Genomic DNA, 19,734 nt, shown 5'->3' with positions numbered 1-19,734 from the left:
GCGCCTATTACATTGACTATCGCCAGTGCACTGTTTTATGGCGGTTGCGTTACACTTTAGTGCACGTTAACGCAACCGCGTTACTTATAGGAACAGTCAATCAGCCACGGTAGTAACGTTGCGGTACAAATGGCATTTTACTTACACGTAATGGCACCTTTTTCCCACGTACCAACGCAGACACTTCGGTATCCAATGCGATGAATGCACTGTCCAGGTAACCCATGGCCAGCGGGCCGCCCAATGTTGGGCCGAAACCACCGCTGCACACGCTGCCGATCACAGTGCCGTGTTCGTCAACGATTTCTGCGCCTTCGCGCACCGGGGTGCGTTCCTGTGGCAGCAGGCCGACACGCTTGCGGCTCACGCCGGCTTGCTGTTGGGTGAAGATGCGGTCGGCACCGGGGAAGCCACCGGCACGTGCGCCGTCAGCGCGACGAGCCTTGGAGATGGCCCACAGCAGGCTGGCTTCAATCGGCGTGGTGTCGGTGTTCATGTCGTGGCCGTACAGGCACAGGCCGGCTTCCAGGCGCAGCGAGTCACGCGCGCCCAGGCCGATGGCCTGCACTTCGGCCTCGGCCAGCAGGCTGCGCGCCAGCGATTCTGCGTTGCTGGAAGGTACGGAAATTTCAAAACCATCTTCGCCCGTGTAGCCGGAACGGCTGACGTAGCAGTCCACACCCAGCAGGCGCAGGGTGGCGAACTGCATGAACGTCATCTTGGTCACTTCAGGCGCCAGGCGCGCCAGTACCTTCACCGCTGCCGGGCCTTGCAGGGCCAGCAGGGCACGTTCTTCGAACAAGGGCTCGATGCTGCACTGCTCGCCAATGTGTTTGCGCAGGTGCGCCAGGTCCTGATCCTTACAGGCGGCGTTGACCACCAGGAACAGTTCGTCGTTACCCAGGTTGGCTACCATCAGGTCGTCGAGAATGCCGCCTTGGTCGTTGGTGAACATGGCGTAGCGCTGCATGCCGACCGGCAGGTCGATGATGTCGACAGGCACCAGGGTTTCCAGGGCTTTGGCGGCGTTCGCGCCGGTCAGGCGGATCTGGCCCATGTGCGACACGTCAAACAACCCGGCGTGTTCACGGGTGTGCAGGTGTTCTTTCATCACGCCCAGTGGGTATTGCACGGGCATGTCGTAGCCGGCGAAGGGCACCATGCGTGCGCCCAGTTCGAGGTGCAGCGCATGCAATGGGGTTTTCAACAGGGTTTCGGTGGACATATTCAGCTCCTGAAAAACGTGCGGACGCGCTTGTAGGCGTCAGCACTCGATAATGTTGACCGCCAAACCGCCACGGGCGGTTTCCTTGTATTTGCTTTTCATGTCGGCGCCGGTCTGGCGCATGGTGCGGATGACTTTGTCGAGGGACACAAAGTGCTGCCCATCGCCGCGCAAGGCCATGCGCACCGCATTGATCGCCTTGACCGAGCCCATCGCATTGCGCTCGATGCACGGCACCTGCACCAGCCCGCCAATCGGGTCGCAGGTCAGGCCGAGGTTGTGTTCCATGCCGATCTCGGCGGCGTTTTCCACTTGCGACACGCTGCCGCCGAGCACTTCACACAGTGCACCGGCGGCCATCGAACAGGCCACGCCGACTTCACCCTGGCAGCCGACTTCGGCGCCGGAGATCGAGGCATTTTCCTTGTACAAAATGCCGATGGCGGCGGCGGTGAGCAGAAAGCGCACCACGCCGTCCTCGTTCGCGCCGGGGATAAAGCGCATGTAGTAATGCAGCACCGCCGGCACAATTCCGGCTGCACCGTTGGTGGGTGCTGTGACCACGCGCCCGCCGTTGGCGTTTTCTTCGTTGACGGCCAGCGCATACAGGTTGACCCAGTCGAGCACCGACAACGGGTCGCGCAGCGCTGATTCCGGGTTCTTGCACAGCTGTCGATGCAACGCAGCCGCACGGCGCTTGACCTTCAAGCCACCGGGCAAAATCCCTTCGTTGCGACAACCGGCGTCCACGCAGTCTTGCATCACTTGCCAGATCTTCAGCAAGCCGGCGCGAGTCTCGGCTTCCGGGCGCCAGGCACTTTCATTGGTCAGCATCACCTGGCTGATCGACAGCCCGTAGGTGGCGCAATGGCCTAGCAAGTCCTTGGCGTGTTTAAAGGGAAAGGTCAGCGGCGTGGTGTCTTCGACAATCCGGTCGGCACCGGCCGCGTCTTCATCCACCACAAAACCGCCGCCGACCGAGTAGTACTCGCGGCTGCGAACCTGGATGCCGGCGGCGTCGAAGGCACGAAAAATCATGCCGTTGGGATGGTAGGCGAGGGGTTTGCGAATCATCGCCAAATGTTCTTTCTCGTTGAACGCAATGCTGTGTTCACCGAGCAGGTTCAAGCGACCGTCGCTGCGCATCTGCGCGAGGCGTGCGGCGACAGTTTCGGTATTCACGGTGTCCGGGTGTTCACCTTCCAGGCCCAGCAGCACGGCTTTGTCGCTGCCGTGGCCTTTGCCGGTGGCGCCCAGCGAGCCATAGAGTTCCACCTTGATGCCGGTGGTGGCGCTCAGCAGGTTGTCGCGCTTAAGGCCCTCGACAAATCGGGCGGCGGCGCGCATCGGGCCAACGGTGTGGGAGCTGGAGGGGCCGATGCCAATCTTGAACAGGTCGAACACGCTAAGGGACATGGTTGTTCTCCGGTTTCTTATTATTTTTGAAGACTGGCTCGGTTCAAATGTGGGAGCGGGCTTGCTCGCGAAAGCGTTGGTTCAGTCACCAGATGTATCAACTGGTACACCGCATTCGCGAGCAAGCCCGCTCCCACATTTTTGACCGTGTTCCTCCAGTCAGATCAGGCGTAGCTCTCGATCGACGGGCACGCACACACCAAATTGCGGTCGCCAAACACGTTGTCGACCCGGCCAACCGGCGGCCAGTACTTGCCTTCGATCAGCGACGCAACCGGGTACACCGCTTGTTCACGGCTGTACGGGTGGCTCCATTCACCGACGATTTCAGCGGCGGTGTGCGGCGCGTTTTTCAGTGGGTTGTCGTCCTTGTCCAGGGTGCCGTTTTCCACTGCACGGATCTCTTCGCGGATGGCAATCATCGCGTCGCAGAAGCGGTCCAGTTCTTCCTTGGATTCACTTTCGGTCGGCTCGATCATCAAGGTGCCGGCCACCGGGAACGACATGGTCGGCGCGTGGAAGCCAAAATCGATCAGGCGCTTGGCCACGTCGTCGACGCTGATGCCGCTGCTGTCTTTGAGTGGGCGCAGGTCCAGGATGCACTCGTGCGCCACCAGGCCGTTGCTGCCGGTGTAGAGCACGGGGTAATGCTCTTCAAGGCGACGGGAAATGTAGTTGGCATTCAGGATCGCCAACTGCGACGCGCGCTTGAGGCCCGCGCCACCCATCATGGTGATGTACATCCAGGTGATCGGCAGGATGCTCGCACTGCCGAACGGCGCCGCGCATACCGCGCCTTCCTTGCGTTCCATGGCCGCGTGGCCGGGCAGGAACGGCGTGAGGTGCGATTTGACGCCAATCGGGCCAACGCCCGGGCCGCCACCGCCGTGGGGAATGCAGAAGGTCTTGTGCAGGTTCAGGTGGGACACGTCGCCGCCGAACTTGCCCGGTGCACACAGGCCGACCATCGCGTTCATGTTGGCGCCGTCGATGTACACCTGGCCGCCGTTGTCGTGAATGATGCCGCAGATTTCGCGGATGCCTTCTTCGAACACGCCGTGGGTGGACGGGTAGGTGATCATCAGTGCGGCGAGGTGCTCGCGGTGCTCGATGGCCTTGGCGCGCAGGTCTTCGATGTCGACGTTGCCGCGTGCATCGCAGGCGGTCACCACCACGCGCATGCCGGCCATGTTGGCGGTGGCCGGGTTGGTGCCGTGGGCCGACGACGGGATCAGGCAGATGTCGCGGCGTTCTTCGCCACGGCTCTGGTGATAGGCACGAATGGCCAGCAGGCCGGCGTATTCACCCTGGGAGCCGGCGTTCGGTTGCAGCGAGATCGCGTCGTAACCGGTAGCGGCGCAGAGCATGGCTTCCAGCTCGGACGTCAGTTGCAGGTAGCCGGCGCTTTGCGAGGCCGGGGCGAACGGGTGCAGGGCACCGAACTCGGCCCAGGTTACCGGGATCATTTCGCTGGCAGCGTTGAGCTTCATGGTGCACGAGCCCAGCGGGATCATGGTGCGGTCCAGCGCCAGGTCCTTGTCGGCCAGCTTGCGCAGGTAGCGCATCAGCTCGGTTTCGGAGTGGTAACGGTTGAACACCGGGTGACTGAGGATCGGCGACTGACGCAGCAGCGCGGCGGGCAGGGTGCTTTCGACCTTGGCGTCGAAGGCCGGCAGGGCTTTGCCGTCGGCGAAAATCGACCACAAGGTTTCGATATCAGCCTGGGTGGTGGTTTCGTCGACCGACAGGCCAACACGCTCAGCATCGACCACACGCAGGTTGATGCGCTGGGCGCGCGCCTTGTCGTGCAGGGCGGCGGTGTTGGCGCCAGTATTAAGGGTCAGGGTGTCGAAGAAGTGTACTTGCTCAACCTTCAGGCCCAGCGCGCTCAGGCCTTTGGCGAGAATCGCGGTCAGGTGATGAATGCGGTTGGCGATCTGGGTCAGGCCTTTAGGGCCGTGGTACACGGCGTACATGCTGGCGATGTTGGCCAACAGCACTTGGGCGGTGCAGATGTTGCTGGTGGCCTTCTCGCGGCGGATATGTTGCTCGCGGGTCTGCATGGCCAGGCGCAGGGCCGGCTTGCCGAAACGGTCGACCGACACACCGACCAGACGGCCCGGCATGTCGCGCTTGAACGCATCCTTGGTGGAGAAGTACGCCGCATGCGGGCCACCAAAGCCCAGCGGCACGCCGAAGCGTTGCGCGCTGCCGATGGCCACGTCGGCGCCGAACTCGCCCGGAGGCGTCAGCAGGGTCAGGGCCAGCAGGTCGGCGGCCACCGCGACCAAGGCATTGGCGGTGTGGAAGCGCTCGGTCAGTTCGCGGTAATCAAACACGTCACCGTTGCTGGCCGGGTATTGCAACAGGGCGCCGAAGAACGCGCTGACGTCGGTCAGCTCACGCTCGTCGCCCACCACCACGTCGATACCCAGAGGCTCGGCACGGGTGCGCAGTACGTCGAGGGTTTGCGGGTGGCTGTGGACCGACGCGAAGAAGGCGTTGCTGCCCTTGTTCTTGCTCAGTCGCTTGCAGAAGGTCATGGCTTCGGCGGCGGCGGTGGCTTCGTCGAGCAGCGAGGCGTTGGCGATCGGCAGGCCGGTGAGGTCGCTGATCAGGGTCTGGAAGTTCAGCAGCGCTTCCAGGCGGCCTTGGGAAATTTCGGGTTGATACGGGGTGTAGGCGGTGTACCAGGCCGGGTTTTCCAGCAAGTTGCGCAGGATCGGCGACGGCGTGTGGCAGTTGTAGTAACCCTGGCCGATATAGGTCTTGAACAGTTGGTTCTTGCCGGCGATGGCCTTGATCTTGGCCAGGGCCTCGGCTTCGCTCATGCCGTCTTCCAGGCCGAGCACGCTGGTGCCCTTGATGCTTTCCGGGATCACGCTGGCGCTCAGGGCTTCCAGGGAATCGAAGCCCAGGCTGGTGAGCATTTTTTGCTCATCTTCCTGGCGCGGGCCGATGTGGCGGGCGATGAATTCGTTGGCGGTGCTCAAATTAACAGTCATGGCGCGCTCCTCAGGCTTCAGCGTTGGCTTTGATCAGGCGGTCGTACGCATCCTGATCCAACAGCTTAGCCACTGCATCGGCATCGGCGGGTTTAAAGCGGAAGAACCAGCCTTCGCCCATCGGGTCTTCGTTGACCAGTTCCGGGCTGCCATCGAGCTTGTCGTTGACTTCGAGGACGTCGCCGTCCAGCGGCATGTAGACGCCGCTCGCTGCCTTGACCGACTCAACGGTGGAGGCTTCTGCGCCCTTGTCGTAGGACTGCAACTCTGGCAGTTGCACGAAAACCACATCACCCAGCGCGTTCTGCGCGAAAGCGGTGATACCCACGGTGACGCTGCCATCGGCTTCGGCGCGCAGCCATTCGTGATCTTCAGTGAAGCGCAACTCGCTCATGGAAACTCCTCAAGGCCAGATTCGTCTGGTGGACGGGATTGGAATAATGGGGAGTTGCTTAGCAATATCGCGGCCAACGTTATTAATTCGTTATAAATCAATGAATTAGTAAAAATGGTTATGACGGTATGAGTTCTGGCTGTAGCGATTTCGCTACACTCGGCGCTGTGAAAAAAAGCCTATGTGGATCAAAGCCTTGCATGGCGCGTAAAAAACAGGGTTGTAGCGATTTCGTTACGCTGTAGCGCTTTCAGTACAGTGGGTGTCGTTCTCAGACCAAAACTGCCATGCGATCTCTGGGGGAGCTGGGTGGTTGCGGGGGGCGCTGAGGGGCATATCCGGCATTTGGGTAACGGCTGATATGGGTTCCGCTCTTACAGCGGGTCACTTTTGAAAAGAGCCCAAAAGTAACCAAAAGGCTCTTGCCCCACCACTCGGCACCTCGCCTCCGGCTCGGTGTGCCCTCACACAGGCTTTGGAGCGGGGGCCGCCGCGATGGGCCATCCTTGGCCCAGCGCGGCTAAACCGGCGTCCTGCCGGTTTACCCCCGCTCCAAAGCCTGCGTTCGGCCAGCGTGGTTTAACGGGGCGCCTAAGATCAAAATCAAGATCAAGATCTACAGCACGGCGGCCTAGTAGCCGACCTGAGTGGTTAGATCAAAAGCAAATGCGAGGCGGCCTGACAGCCGACCTGATCTTGGAAGCTGAACTCAATCAAATGTGGGAGGGGCTTGCTCCCGATGGCGGTGTGTCAGTCAGCTTATTTGTAACTGACACACCGCATTCGCGAGCAAGCCCGCTCCCACATTTTGAGCTCAGTGCATCAGGTAGATGTGTGTGGCTCGGTCAAAGGTGGGAGCTGGCTTGCCTGCGATGGCATCAGCTAGGTATGCCTGATGTACCGAGGTGTCTGCATCGCAGGCAAGCCAGCTCCCACAGAAAAGCAGCTCTGCTTCTGATCTGCTTTTGCCCTGCTTTTGCTTCAACCACTCAGGTCGGCTACTAGGCCGCCGTGCTGTAGATTTTGATCTTGATCTGACAGGCCCCGTTAACCACGATGGCCGAACGCAGGCTTGAATCCGTGGGTAACCCGGCAGGACGCCGGGTTAGCCGCGCTGGGCCAAGGATGGCCCATCGCGGCGGCCCACGGATTCAAGCCGGAGTGAGGGCATGCCGAGCCTAGGCGAGGCACCGAGTGGTGGGGCAAAGACCTTTTGGTTACTTTTGGGGCGTTTGCCAAAAGTGACCCGCTGTAAGAGCGGAACCCTACGAAGCCGTTACCGCAGCAACGGATATGTACTCAATCTACCTAAACCCATCGCAGGCAAACCAGCTCCCACATTTAGAGTGGGTGCGTTCAGGGCTTGTTGGGAATGCCGTACTTGCGCAGACGATGGGCGATAGCCGTGTGCGAGGTCTGCAAGCGGCTAGCCAGTTGGCGGGTCGAGGGGTAACTGGCGTACAACTTCTCCAGCAGGCCGCGTTCGAAGTCTTCCACCGCCTGTTCCAGGCTGTCGACTTCGCCGTCGCTCTGACGTGCCACCGAGGTGCCGGCGATGTCCAGGTCACCGATGTCCACCAAGCTGCTTTCGCAAATGGCAGCGGCGCGGAAGATCACGTTTTGCAGTTGACGCACATTGCCCGGCCAACGGTTGCCCAGCAGCGCCGGATAAGTGCCAGGCGCCAGGCGGCATACCGGGCGCTGGATCTGCGCGCAAGCCTGCTGCATGAAGTAGCGGGCCAGCAGCAAGATGTCCTGGCCGCGCTCACGCAGCGGCGGCACTTCGACGTTGAGCACGTTGAGGCGGTAGAACAGGTCTTCGCGAAATGTGCCCTCGCTGACCATCTTTTCCAGGTCGCGGTGGGTGGCGCTCAGGATGCGCACATTGACCTTCACTTCGCGGTCGCCGCCCACGCGGCGGAAGCTGCCGTCATTCAGAAAGCGCAGCAGCTTGGCCTGCAAATACGGCGACATTTCGCCGATCTCATCGAGGAACACCGTGCCCTGGTTAGCCAGCTCCATCAGCCCTGGTTTGCCGCCACGCTGGGCGCCGGTGAAGGCGCCGGGGGCGTAACCGAACAGTTCACTCTCGGCGAGGTTTTCCGGCAGCGCCGCGCAGTTCAAGGCCAAAAACGGCGCACTGTGGCGCGCACTGATAGCGTGGCAGGCACGCGCCACCAGCTCTTTGCCGGTGCCGGTCTCGCCTTGGATCAACAGCGGTGCATCCAATGCCGCCACCCGTTGCGCACGCGCCTTGAGGGTGCGAATTACCGGGGACTCGCCCAACAACGCGTCAAACCCTTCGGCATGGTCATGGTGCAGCGCCGACAGTTGCTCACCGATGCGGTTGGGTTGGTAGAGGGTCAGCAAGGCGCCGGCATCGGTGATCGGCGTGGCGTCGAGCAAAAAGGTCTGGCCGTTGACACTGATTTCGCGCAGGGGCAGGCGAAAGCCATGCTCCAGCAAGGTCTCCAGCAGCGCCGGGTCATTGAACAGTTCGCTGATGCTTTCCCCGGCCGGTTCGCGGCCGTACAGGGCGATCAGCGCCGGGTTGGCCAGCAGGATCTTGCCGGCGCTGTCCAGCGCCAACACCGGGTCGGTCATGGCGGCCAGCAGGGCGTCGAGTTGCAAGTGGCGGCGCTGGCCCGGAAGGATGTCCACCACCGTGACCGCCTGTACGCCGTGCACGCTGAACAGCGCGTCGCGCAGCTCTTCGAGGACCTCGGCGCTCAGCGTCGGGGCGTCGATGTAGACGTTGGGCGGCACCATCTCCACCGCATCCAGGTTGAGATTGCGCCCACCGAGCAAGGCCAGGACTTCCTGGGTAATGCCGACGCGGTCGATGAAGCTGACGTGGATACGCATGGGGCGGTTAAAGATTCTGGAGAGCGTGAGGCGGCAAGTATGCCTGAGAGGTGATGGAGAACAAAAATGTGGGAGGGGGGTTGCTGTGGCGAGGGCGCTTGGCGAGTCGTCGCACCGTCCCGTTCGACAGCGCAGCTGGAGTCGGCTTTTTGGGGGCGCTTCGCACCCCAGCGGGAGCAAGCTCCCTCGCCACAAAAGCCTGCTCCCACATTGGATTTGCGCTGTTCTTATTCCAAGTGTTCGGGTTTGACCGGGTCGCCGGGCTTCACATCCAACTGGTTGCGCACGTCCTCGAACATCTCGTCGTACTGTTTGTGCATCTTGCCGTTGAGCGTCGCGATTTTGGGCATCCCGTATTTATGCGTGATGTTCATCGCATGCCGCGCAAAATCAAACGCCTGGTCCTTGGGTAAAAAGAACTCCTCCTTGAGGTCCTTGCCCTGCACCGAACCGTGCAGTTTGAAGAGCATTCCCTTGCCTTCCTTTGGATCCTGGCTGACCTCGTAGTCGATGCACAGGTTGTAGCTGTAGTCATCCTTGTTGAGCGCGTGACGTTCGATGTGCAAGTGACCGGGTTCAAAGGTGGCCATAGGCGTTTCTCCTCTACTTCACAGGTAGGTGATGCCAGGTTTTGCCGTGCTGATACGCGTACCGGCGTGGCCCTGGACGATGGCTTCGATGTCTGAGAGTGAACCGATGACGGCGGTTTTGCCAGTCTGGCGGGCGAACTCGCAAGCGGCTTGCACCTTCGGGCCCATGGAACCGGCGGCGAAGCCGAGCTTTTCCATTTCGTCGGGGTGCGCCTGGCCGATGGCTTTTTGGCTCGGCTTGCCGAAGTCGATAAAGGCGGCGTTGACGTCGGTGGCGATCACCAGCAAATCGGCGTCCAGTTGCGCGGCCAGCAAGGAGGAGCACAGGTCTTTGTCGATCACGGCTTCAATGCCGCGCAGCTTGCCGTCTTCGCCATACATCGTTGGAATGCCGCCACCACCGGCGCAGATAACAATCGCGCTTTTTTCCAGCAGCCACTTGATCGGGCGGATTTCAAAGATACGTTTCGGGCGCGGGCTGGCAACGACGCGGCGGTATTTATCGCCGTCCGGGGCGATGGCCCAACCTTTTTCGGCGGCGAGTTTTTCGGCTTCGGCTTTGGAGTACACCGGGCCGATGGGCTTGGTCGGGTTCTGGAAGGCCGGGTCCTTGGCGTCCACTTCTACCTGGGTGAGCAAGGTCGCGAACGGCACTTCGAAGTCCAGCAGGTTGCCCAGTTCCTGTTCGATGATGTAGCCGATCATGCCTTCGGTTTCGGCGCCGAGCACGTCCAGCGGGTAAGGCGACACGCTGGTGTAGGCCGCGGCCTGCAACGACAGCAGGCCGACCTGCGGGCCATTGCCGTGGGCGATCACCAGCTCATTGCCGGCGTGGATCTTGGCGATCTGTTCGGTGGCGATCCGAATGTTCGCGCGTTGGTTGTCCGCGGTCATGGGTTCACCACGGCGGAGCAGGGCGTTGCCGCCCAGGGCTACGACGATACGCATAATGCGATCCTTCTAGAATTGATCGTTCCCACGCTCTGCGTGGGAATGCCTCACTGGACGCTCTGCGTCCGCTCTTGTGACGCAGAGCGTCACCGGCTGCATTCCCACGCAGAGCGTGGGAACGATCAGTGTGAGGGTTAGATATCCGCCAACGCCGACACCAGAATCGCCTTGATGGTATGCATGCGGTTTTCCGCCTGCTCAAAGGCGATGTTGGCCGGCGACTCAAACACCTCTTCGGTCACTTCCACGCCATTGGCCAGGTTCGGATAACGCGCGGCGATGTCCTTGCCCACCTTGGTTTCGCTGTTATGGAACGCCGGCAAGCAGTGCATGAACTTCACGCGTGGGTTGCCCGAGGCCTTCATCATCTTGGCGTTGACCTGGTACGGCAGCAGTTGCTCGATACGCTCGTCCCACGCTTCCACCGGCTCGCCCATCGACACCCAGATATCGGTGTGGATGAAGTCCACGCCTTTCACGGCTTCTTTCGGGTCTTCAGTGATGGTGATACGCGCGCCGCTTTCCTCGGCAAAGGCCTGGCACTGCTTGATGAAATCTTCGTGCGGCCACAGCGCTTTCGGCGCGCCGATGCGCACGTCCATGCCCAGCTTGGCGCCGATCATCAGCAGCGAGTTGCCCATGTTGTAGCGCGCGTCGCCCAGGTAGGCGTAGCTGATGTCATGCAGCGGCTTGTCGCTGTGCTCGCGCATGGTCAGGGTGTCGGCGATCATTTGCGTTGGGTGGAATTCGGCGGTGAGGCCGTTGAACACCGGCACGCCAGCGAACTTGGCCAGCTCTTCGACGATTTCCTGCTCAAAGCCACGGTACTCGATGGCGTCGAACATGCGGCCCAACACGCGGGCGGTGTCTTTCATGCTTTCTTTGTGGCCGATCTGCGACGACACCGGGTCGATATAGGTGACGTGGGCGCCCTGATCATGGGCCGCCACTTCGAACGCGCAACGGGTGCGGGTCGAGGTTTTTTCGAAGATCAGCGCGATGTTTTTGCCCTGCAGGTGCGGACGCTCGGTGCCAGTGTATTTGGCGCGTTTGAGGTCGCGGGACAGGTCCAGCAGGTAGTGCAGCTCGCGGGTAGTGTGGTGCATCAGCGAGAGCAGGCTGCGGTTGCGCATATTAAAAGCCATTGTGGATCTCCTTCTGTTTAGGTTATCCCCTTGGCCGGCGCCTTATGGGCGGCGGCCAAGGCCTGAAAATTAGTAGTCGATTGGGTCGCGGATGATCGGGCAGGTCATGCAGTGGCCGCCGCCACGGCCACGGCCGAGTTCACCGGCGCTGATGGTGATGACTTCCACACCGGCCTTGCGCAGCAGGGTATTGGTGTAGGTGTTGCGGTCGTAACCAATCACCACGCCAGGCTCTACGGCCACCACGTTATTGCCGTCGTCCCACTGCTCGCGCTCGGCGGCGAAGCTGTTGCCGCCGGTCTCGACCACGCGCAGGGCCTTGAGGTTTAGCGCTGCGGCGACCGTGTCGAGAAAGTTGGTTTTCTCCCGTTGGATATCGATGCCGTGTGGCTTGCTTTCATCGGGGCGCAGGGTGAAGGGGATGATCTGGTTGACCACTTCCGGGAAGATCGTGACCAGGTCGCGGTCGCAGAAGCTGAACACGGTGTCCAGGTGCATCGCTGCGCGGGATTTCGGCAGGCCGGCAACGATCACGCGTTCCACGGCTTTGTTTTTGAACAGGTTGCGCGCCAGTTGGCCAATTGCCTGGTGGGACGAGCGTTCGCCCATGCCGATCAGTACGACACCATTGCCAATCGGCATCACGTCGCCGCCTTCCAGCGTGGCGGCACCGTGCTCCTGGTCGGGGTCGCCGTACCAGATCTGGAAGTCTGCGTTGGTAAACTCAGGGTGGAATTTGTAGATGGCCGAGGCCAGCAGGGTTTCCTGACGTCGCGCCGGCCAGTACATCGGGTTAAGCGTCACGCCGCCGTAGATCCAGCAGGTGGTATCGCGGGTGAACTGGGTGTTGGGCAGCGGCGGCAGAATGAAGCTTGCGTGGCCGAGGAAATCGCGGAACATCTCGATGGTTTTGCCACCGAAGCTGCTCGGCAGGTCATCGGCCGACACGCCGCCAATCAGGAACTCAGCGACCTTGCGCGGCTCCAGGCTGCGCAGCCAGGAGCTGACTTCATCGACCAGGCCCAGGCCAACCGTGTTGGCGGTGATCTTGCGCTCCAGGATCCAGTCCAGCGCTTCGGGGATGGCGACGATATCGGTCAGCAGGTTGTGCATTTCCAGCACATCAATGTCCCGCTCGCGCATCTTGGTGACGAAGTCGAAATGGTCGCGCTTGGCCTGGGCCACCCACAGCACGTCATCGAACAGCAGTTCATCGCAGTTGTTGGGGGTCAGCCGCTGGTGGGCCAAACCTGGGGAGCACACCATGACTTTGCGCAGTTTGCCGGCTTCGGAATGTACGCCGTACTTCACTTTTTCCGTGGTCATTACAGATCCTCCAGTGAACAAAAGTTACAGAGTCAAGAAGCCGTCGTAGAGGCCATAGGCAGCCACCAGGGCGCCAATGACTACTGCGGCAAAAATCAGCTTCTCGACATGGGTGAAAATCGGTTTGCCCAGTTCATGCTTGGCCTTGGCGAACAGGATCACGCCGGGGGCGTAGAGCAGGGCGGAGAGCAGCAGGTATTTGGTGCCGCCGGCGTAGAGCAACCAGACCGCGTAGATCAAGGCGATGGCGCCGATGAACAGGTCTTTCTTGCGTTCGCGCAGGGCGTTTTCGTAGGTCTCGCCGCGCACGGCCAGCAGCAGGGCATAGGCCGCCGACCACAGGTAAGGCACCAGGATCATCGAGGTGGCGAGGTAAATCAGCGACAGGTAAGTGCTGGCGGAGAACAGCGTGATCACCAGGAAGATCTGCACCATCGCGTTGGTCAGCCACAGGGCATTGGCCGGCACATGGTTGGCGTTTTCGCGGCGCAAAAACTCCGGCATGGTGTGGTCCTTGGCGGCGGCGAACATGATCTCCGCACACAGCAACACCCACGACAGCAGTGCACCGAGCAAGGAAATGATCAAGCCGACGCTGATCAGCACCGCGCCCCAGTGGCCCACCACATGCTCAAGCACGGCGGCCATCGACGGGTTCTGCAGCTTGGCCAATTCCGGCTGAGTCATGATGCCCAGGGACAATACGTTCACCAGCATCAGGAACAGCAGCACGGTGATAAAACCGATCACGGTGGCCTTGCCCACGTCGCTGCGTTTTTCCGCGCGGGAGGAGAAGATGCTCGCGCCTTCGATGCCGATAAATACCCACACGGTGACCAGCATCATGTTGCGTACCTGGTTCATCACGCTGCCCAGGTCCGGGTTTTTCACGCCCCAGATGTCAGCGGTGAAGATGTCCAGCTTGAACGCGAACAGGGCGATCAACACGAACAGCACCAGCGGCACGATCTTGGCGACGGTGGTCACCAGGTTGATGAACGCCGCTTCCTTGATCCCGCGCAGCACCAGAAAGTGCACGGCCCACAGCAGCACTGACGCGCCAATCACAGCAGCCGGCGTGTTGCCTTCACCGAAAACCGGGAAGAAGTAACCGAGGGTGCTGAACAGCAACACGAAGTAGCCGACGTTGCCCAGCCAGGCGCTGATCCAGTAGCCCCAGGCTGACGAGAAGCCCATGTAGTCGCCGAACCCCGCCTTGGCGTAGGCGTACACGCCGCCGTCGAGGTTGGGTTTGCGGTTGGCCAGGGTCTGGAATACGAACGCGAGGGTCAGCATGCCGATGGCGGTAATCACCCAACCGATCAATACTGCACCCACATCGGCACTGGCGGCCATGTTTTGCGGCAGTGAGAAGATCCCGCCACCAATCATTGAGCCCACGACCAGTGCAACCAGTGCGCCTAATCGAAGTTTTCCGGGAGATTCAGACATTGCATGACTCCAATGCAGGAGAAGAGAGACCACAGAATAATTCTGTGCGCTAATCAAACAGCTGACTCAGATCACTTCATTGGCACATTCCATTGTGAATTAATGACTTAGGGGGGAAACCCTTGGGCAATACGTTTCCCCGCAAAGGCGCGTTCCAGAGCGTCTCTGCGTTTTGATTAATGAGTGAGTCCGGTGATGTGGACCTTTGAAACTAGCCCTTTTTGCTGAATGTGCAAACTATTTCGGGACGGATTGCTAAATAACTAGAGGCTGGCGAAGTGCCTGCCTTATTGAATTTTTAAATAAACCTGAACTTTACAAGCTGTCATGACATTACGTTAAGCGCTTGACGGTTTTATCGCTGCCTTTAATAAACGCTACACTCGCTGAATTAATTAGTTGAGTGCACGGTTGTCAGCTCAATTGTTATTTATTCAGGAGTGTCCATGTCCCAACCGGCCCAAAAACTCAAACTCAGTGCGCTGATCGCACTGGTGGTGGGCTCGATGATCGGCGGGGGGATTTTCTCCTTGCCGCAGAACATGGCCGCACGTGCCGAAGTGGGCGCCGTGTTGATCGGCTGGGCGATCACCGCCGTCGGCATGCTGACCCTGGCCTTTGTGTTCCAGACCCTGGCCAACCGCAAACCCGAACTGGATTCCGGGGTGTATGCCTACGCCAAGGCCGGTTTTGGCGATTACATGGGGTTCTCATCCGCCTGGGGTTACTGGATCAGCGCGTGGATGGGCAACGTCGGTTACTTCGTGTTGCTGTTCAGCACCCTCGGCTACTTTTTCCCGGTGTTCGGCCAGGGCAATACGCCGGTGGCCATCGGCTGCGCATCGCTGTTGTTGTGGGCTGTGCACTTTCTGGTGCTGCGCGGGATCAAGGAGGCAGCGTTCATCAACCAGATCACTACGGTGGCGAAGATTGTGCCGCTGCTAATGTTTATCGTGATCGCCGGCGTCGCGTTCAAGGCGGATATTTTTACCCGTGATATCTGGGGCCTGGGTAATCCTCAGGTCGGTAGCGTAGTCGATCAGGTGCGCAACATGATGCTGGTCACTGTGTTCGTGTTTATCGGCATCGAGGGCGCCAGCGTGTATTCGGCGCGGGCCGAGAAGCGCTCCGACGTCGGCCGGGCCACCGTGATCGGTTTTCTTGGCGTGCTGGCGCTGTTGGTGCTGGTGAATGTGTTGTCGCTGGGGATCATGAGCCAGCCGGAACTGGCGCAATTGCAAAACCCGTCCCTGGCGGGTGTGCTGGAGCATATCGTCGGGCCTTGGGGCGCCATGTTGATCAGCATCGGCCTGGCGGTGTCGTTGCTCGGCGCGTTGCTGTCATGGGCGCTGCTCTGTGCGGAAATCCTCTACGCCACGGCCCATGACAAGACCATGCCGGCGTTTCTGAAAAAAGAGAACGCCAACCAGGTGCCGGTCAACGCGTTGTGGCTGACTAACGTGATGATCCAGATCTTTCTGGTGATCACGCTGTTTTCCCACAGCACCTACACCACCCTGATTTACCTGGCCTCGTCGATGATTCTGGTGCCGTACCTGTAGTCGGCGGCCTATGCGGTGCTGCTCAGCGGGCGCGGCGAAACCTATGAGGGCGCCCAGCGCCAGCGCTACAAGGATTTGCTGGTCGGCCTGATTGCGCTCGGCTATGCGGTATGGCTGCTGTACGCGGGCGGTTTGAAGTACTTGCTGCTCTCGGCGCTGCTGTATGCGCCTGGGGTGATTCTGTTTGCCCTGGCCAAGCGAGAGCAGGGCCAGCCCTTGTTTACCCACCTGGAAAAAGGCATTTTCAGCTGCGTGATCGCTGGCGCAGGGCTGGCGGCATATGGGCTGTATAGCGGGGTGTTGTCGTTGTGAGACTGGCGTATCGGCCGCCCTACGACTGGGCGGCGATGGTGGTTTTTTTAGCGGCGCGGGCGATCACGGGGCTGGAGACCGTCGAGGCCGGCGTGTATCGGCGCAGTATCAGCGTGAACGGGCAGCACGGTTGGCTCCGCGTGGCGCCGGGCGCGGGCGATTGGCTGGAGGTGGGCGTCGAGTTTCCTGACCCAGCGGCGCTGCCCGAGATCGAGCGGCGCCTGAGGGCCATGTTCGATCTGGATGCCCGGCCTGATTGGATCAATGCACAGTTGGCCGCCGACCCGTTGATGGCGCAACGGGTTGCTGCGCGCCCTGGCCTTCGCGTGCCGGGGACTTGGGACGGCCTTGAGGTGGCGATTCGCGCTGTGCTGGGCCAACAGATCACGGTGGCGGCGGCGATTCGCCTGGCGGGCAAATTGGTGGCGCAGTATGGCCAGGCACTGGCAACCCCATACGCCGGTATCAGCCATGTTTTCCCGACGCCCGAGGTCTTGGCGGCAGCGGATTTGGCGACGTTGGGCATGCCCAAAGCGCGGGGCCGCACCTTGTCCGGGGTGGCCCAGGCGTTGCTGGATGACCCACAGTTGTTTGAGCCCAAAGCCAGCCTCAAGGAAGGCGTGGCGCGGTTGGTGGCGTTGCCGGGGATTGGCGACTGGACGGCGCAGTACATCGCCATGCGCCAGTTGCGTGAGCCGGATGCGTTTGCGTCGGGGGATATCGGGTTGATCAATGCGTTGGCGGCGTTGGAAGGTGGGCCGGTAAGTGCACGCCAGTTGTTGGCGCGGGCCGAGGCGTGGCGGCCGTTGCGGGCTTATGCGGCGCAGCATTTGTGGACGTCGTTGAGCCGGGTGGATTGATGGCGGCTGGCAGGGCCTCTTCGCGGCATAGGTATCTACGCATCTTTTTTACGAATTTAGTTTTGTGGTGGTTGTGGGGGCCGCTGAGGGGCATATCCGTTATTTGGGTTAGGGCGGCTATTGGTTCCGCTCTTACAGCGGGTCACTTTTGGAAAAGAGCCCCAAAAGTAACCAAAAGGGCTCTTGCCCCACCACTCGGTGCCTCGCTTAGGCTCGGCATGCCCTCACTCCGGCTTTGGAGCGGGGGCCGCCGCGATGGGCCATCCTTGGCCCAGCGCGGCTAAGCCGGCGTCCTGCCGGTTTACCCCCGCTCCAAAGCCTGCGTTCGGCCAGCGTGGTTTAACGGGGCGCCTAAGATCAAAATCAAGATCAAGATCAAGATCTACAGCACGGCGGCCTAGTAGCCGACCTGAGTGGTTGAATCAAAAGCAAAAGCGAGGCGGCCTGACAGCCGACCTGATCTTGGAAACTTAACTGGGTTAATGTGGGAGGTGCGGTGCGACGGTTCGACTTGCTCCCGATGGCGGAGTGTCAGTCAGTTTATTTGTAACTGACACACCGCATTCGCGAGCAAGCCCGCTCCCACATTTTGAGCTCAGTACATCAGGTAGATGTGTGCACTCGGTCAAAGGTGGGAGCTGGCTTGTCGGACCGCCGAACCGCTGCGAAGGCATCAACTGGGTATGCCTGATGTACCGAGGTGTCTGCATCGCAGGCAAGCCAGCTCCCACAGAAAAACAGCTCTGCTTCTGATCTGTTTTTGCTGTGCTGTGCTGTTGCCCTGCTTTTGCTTCAACCACTCAGGTCGGCTACTAGGCCGCCGTGCTGTAGATCTTGATCTTGATCTTGATCTGACAGGCCCCGTTAACCACGATGGCCGCACGTAGGCACGGTGGAGCGGGTAAACCGGCAAGGATGCCGGTTTAGCCGCGCTGGGCCATGGATGGCCCATCGCGGCGACCCGCGGAAACGGGCCGGAGTGCGGGCATGCCGAGCCTAAGCGAGGCACCGAGTGGTGGGGCAAAGACCTTTTGGTTACTTTTGGGGCGTTTGCCAAAAGTGACCCGCTGTAAGAGCGGAACCATACGAAGCCGTTACCGCAGCAACGGATATGTACTCAATCTACCTAAACCCATCACAGGCTCAGCACCACACAAAGAGTTGCATAGACACCTATGCTCATCGCGTGCAAGCCCGGCTCTCACAGTTGACCGAGATGTCTGAACGGTACTCGGCCAAGTGTGGGAGCGGGCTTGCTCGCGAAAGCGATCTTCAGGTCACCACTGAGCCCGATGCGAGCCCAATTCCCCCGCCGGCAAATCCCACTGTAGCGGCGTACCGCTGATGGTCACCGGCGCCAGCAAGCGATGGGCCTGGCCCCAGGCCGTTTGCTCCACCACCAAGCCCTGATCACCTGCCTCTTCAGCCCGTAACGCCGGTTGCTCCGGCACTTGCCCGGCCTCCACCAGCAACTTCGCCGTACGCGCCAGTGACAAAAGCGCCGAGCCACCACGGCCGGTGTTCAAGCGTTCACTCAATGCCTGAATCGCACTGGCCGCCATCAAATACCCGGTGGCGTGATCCAGCGCCTGAAGTGGCAGCGGCACCGGCTTATCCGCCTGTTTCCAGGCCATGCCTGCGTCGGCAATCCCGCTGCTCATTTGCACCAGGCTGTCGAAGCCGCGGCGGTTACGCCATGGGCCGCTCCAGCCGTAAGCGTTGAGGCTCACGTCGATCAGGCCAGGGGCGAGGGTTTGCAGCTCAGCGGCGGTGTAGCCGAGTTGCTCCAGGGCATCGGCGCGGTAGCCGTGGAACAGGATGTCGGCGTCCTTGAGCAGGCTTTCAAACACCTGTCGGCCTTCGGCGGTTTTCAGGTCGAGGCGTGCGCAACGTTTGCCCAGGGTCATTTCCGGCACCACGCCGGGTTCGTTCCAGCTCGGTGAGTCGATGCGCAGCACATCGGCGCCGAGCCCGGCGAGGAAACGACTGGCCACGGGGCCGGCCAATACGCGGGTCAGGTCCAGCACCTTGATGCCGGCCAGCGGGCGCGCCACCGAGCCGAGCCAGGGTTTGTCGGTGGGGGTGTCGAAGGCCTCACGCTGCACCAACGCCTCAGCATTCACCGCCAACCCTTGGGGATGACTTTGCCAGGCCTGCCACGAACGCATCTGTGCTGCGCAGCCGCCGGCATCGACAATCGCTTGTTCCAGTTCGGCGGCGTTCCAGGTTGCGACGTTGCTGGCCATGTCGGCGCGGTCATTGACCTTGCCCAATACCTGTTCGGCGGCGGCACGGTGGTGTGGCGCATTGGTGTGCAGGCGTATCCAGCCATCGGCGCTGGCGTAGTCACCGGCCACTGAGTCCCACAGCGGTGGCACTTGCCAACCCACCGGGCGCAGCGAGGACGAGAACCAGAACGAGGCCAGGCGCCGGTCCACACTGACGCCGGGCAAGCGGCCGGTCTGTTGCTGGATAAGTTGAGCGACGGCCTGGCCAGCGGCGCCGAGGCTGGCGCTGGCCAGCTCAGTCACGGCAAAGGCCGAGGGCAGGGCGCCGGCTTCGGTGAAAGTCAGCGGGGCTTGCGGTAGTTCGAGTGCGGCTTGGATGGGAGTCAGCAGGTCAGTCATCAAA

Annotated in this window: 12 protein-coding genes and 1 pseudogene; 2 read left to right on the top strand and 11 right to left on the bottom strand. The window is 61.0% G+C overall.

Features of this window, described 5'->3' with window-relative positions; all coding sequences use genetic code 11:
- Positions 1–100: 100 nt before the first annotated feature.
- The 10 genes from gcvT to arcD (ACA065_RS24310) all read right to left on the bottom strand — a co-directional run bounded on the left by gcvT (position 101) and on the right by arcD (ACA065_RS24310) (position 14,369).
- Positions 101–1,225 (bottom strand): glycine cleavage system aminomethyltransferase GcvT, encoded by a 1,125-nt coding sequence (gene gcvT / locus ACA065_RS24355; RefSeq protein ID WP_497691869.1) that lies wholly within the window; start codon positions 1,223–1,225, stop codon positions 101–103.
- Between the two features lie 39 nt (positions 1,226–1,264).
- The gene (locus ACA065_RS24350) at positions 1,265–2,641 is read right to left on the bottom strand and encodes an L-serine ammonia-lyase (protein WP_263273898.1); all 1,377 of its coding nucleotides are present in this window, start codon (positions 2,639–2,641) and stop codon (positions 1,265–1,267) included.
- 164 nt (positions 2,642–2,805) lie between these two features.
- On the bottom strand, positions 2,806–5,646 hold the full coding sequence (gcvP, locus tag ACA065_RS24345) for an aminomethyl-transferring glycine dehydrogenase (RefSeq protein ID WP_497691868.1): 2,841 nt from the start codon (positions 5,644–5,646) through the stop codon (positions 2,806–2,808).
- Positions 5,647–5,656: 10 nt separating this feature from the next.
- Entirely contained in the window at positions 5,657–6,040 is a 384-nt protein-coding gene (gcvH, locus tag ACA065_RS24340) for a glycine cleavage system protein GcvH (RefSeq protein WP_497691867.1), read from the bottom strand.
- A 1,356-nt stretch (positions 6,041–7,396) separates the two neighbouring features.
- Positions 7,397–8,905: a transcriptional regulator GcsR gene (gene gcsR / locus ACA065_RS24335; protein WP_497691866.1), complete on the bottom strand. Its 1,509-nt coding sequence runs from the start codon at positions 8,903–8,905 to the stop codon at positions 7,397–7,399.
- A 227-nt stretch (positions 8,906–9,132) separates the two neighbouring features.
- The gene (locus ACA065_RS24330; RefSeq protein ID WP_497691865.1) at positions 9,133–9,495 is read right to left on the bottom strand and encodes a DUF5064 family protein; all 363 of its coding nucleotides are present in this window, start codon (positions 9,493–9,495) and stop codon (positions 9,133–9,135) included.
- 18 nt (positions 9,496–9,513) lie between these two features.
- Positions 9,514–10,443 (bottom strand): carbamate kinase, encoded by a 930-nt coding sequence (arcC, locus tag ACA065_RS24325; RefSeq protein WP_497691864.1) that lies wholly within the window; start codon positions 10,441–10,443, stop codon positions 9,514–9,516.
- A 137-nt stretch (positions 10,444–10,580) separates the two neighbouring features.
- The gene (locus ACA065_RS24320; protein ID WP_027605559.1) at positions 10,581–11,591 is read right to left on the bottom strand and encodes an ornithine carbamoyltransferase; all 1,011 of its coding nucleotides are present in this window, start codon (positions 11,589–11,591) and stop codon (positions 10,581–10,583) included.
- A gap of 69 nt (positions 11,592–11,660) precedes the next feature.
- Positions 11,661–12,917 carry an arginine deiminase gene (gene arcA, locus ACA065_RS24315; RefSeq protein ID WP_497691863.1) on the bottom strand — a complete coding sequence of 419 codons (1,257 nt, stop codon included), beginning with the start codon at positions 12,915–12,917 and terminating at the stop codon, positions 11,661–11,663.
- Between the two features lie 24 nt (positions 12,918–12,941).
- Positions 12,942–14,369, bottom strand: a complete 1,428-nt coding sequence (gene arcD / locus ACA065_RS24310; RefSeq protein WP_497691862.1) for an arginine-ornithine antiporter — start codon at positions 14,367–14,369, stop codon at positions 12,942–12,944.
- Between the two features lie 446 nt (positions 14,370–14,815).
- On the opposite strand from arcD (ACA065_RS24310), the pseudogene arcD (ACA065_RS24305) reads away from it, so the two are divergent.
- Both arcD (ACA065_RS24305) and ACA065_RS24300 read left to right on the top strand, forming a co-directional pair.
- Positions 14,816–16,243: pseudogene (arcD, locus tag ACA065_RS24305) on the top strand (arginine-ornithine antiporter).
- Positions 16,240–17,103, top strand: coding sequence for a DNA-3-methyladenine glycosylase family protein (locus ACA065_RS24300; RefSeq protein WP_497691861.1), 864 nt, complete (start codon positions 16,240–16,242; stop codon positions 17,101–17,103). The pseudogene arcD (ACA065_RS24305) and the gene ACA065_RS24300 overlap by 4 nt, the downstream one beginning before the upstream one ends.
- Before the next feature lie 1,277 nt (positions 17,104–18,380).
- On the opposite strand, the gene ACA065_RS24295 is transcribed toward ACA065_RS24300, so the two are convergent.
- Entirely contained in the window at positions 18,381–19,730 is a 1,350-nt protein-coding gene (locus tag ACA065_RS24295) for a CoA transferase (protein ID WP_497691860.1), read from the bottom strand.
- Positions 19,731–19,734 lie beyond the last annotated feature (4 nt).

This window comes from Pseudomonas sp. LBUM1640, assembly GCF_059716225.1.
This window is presented reverse-complemented; position numbering and strand designations above follow the sequence as displayed.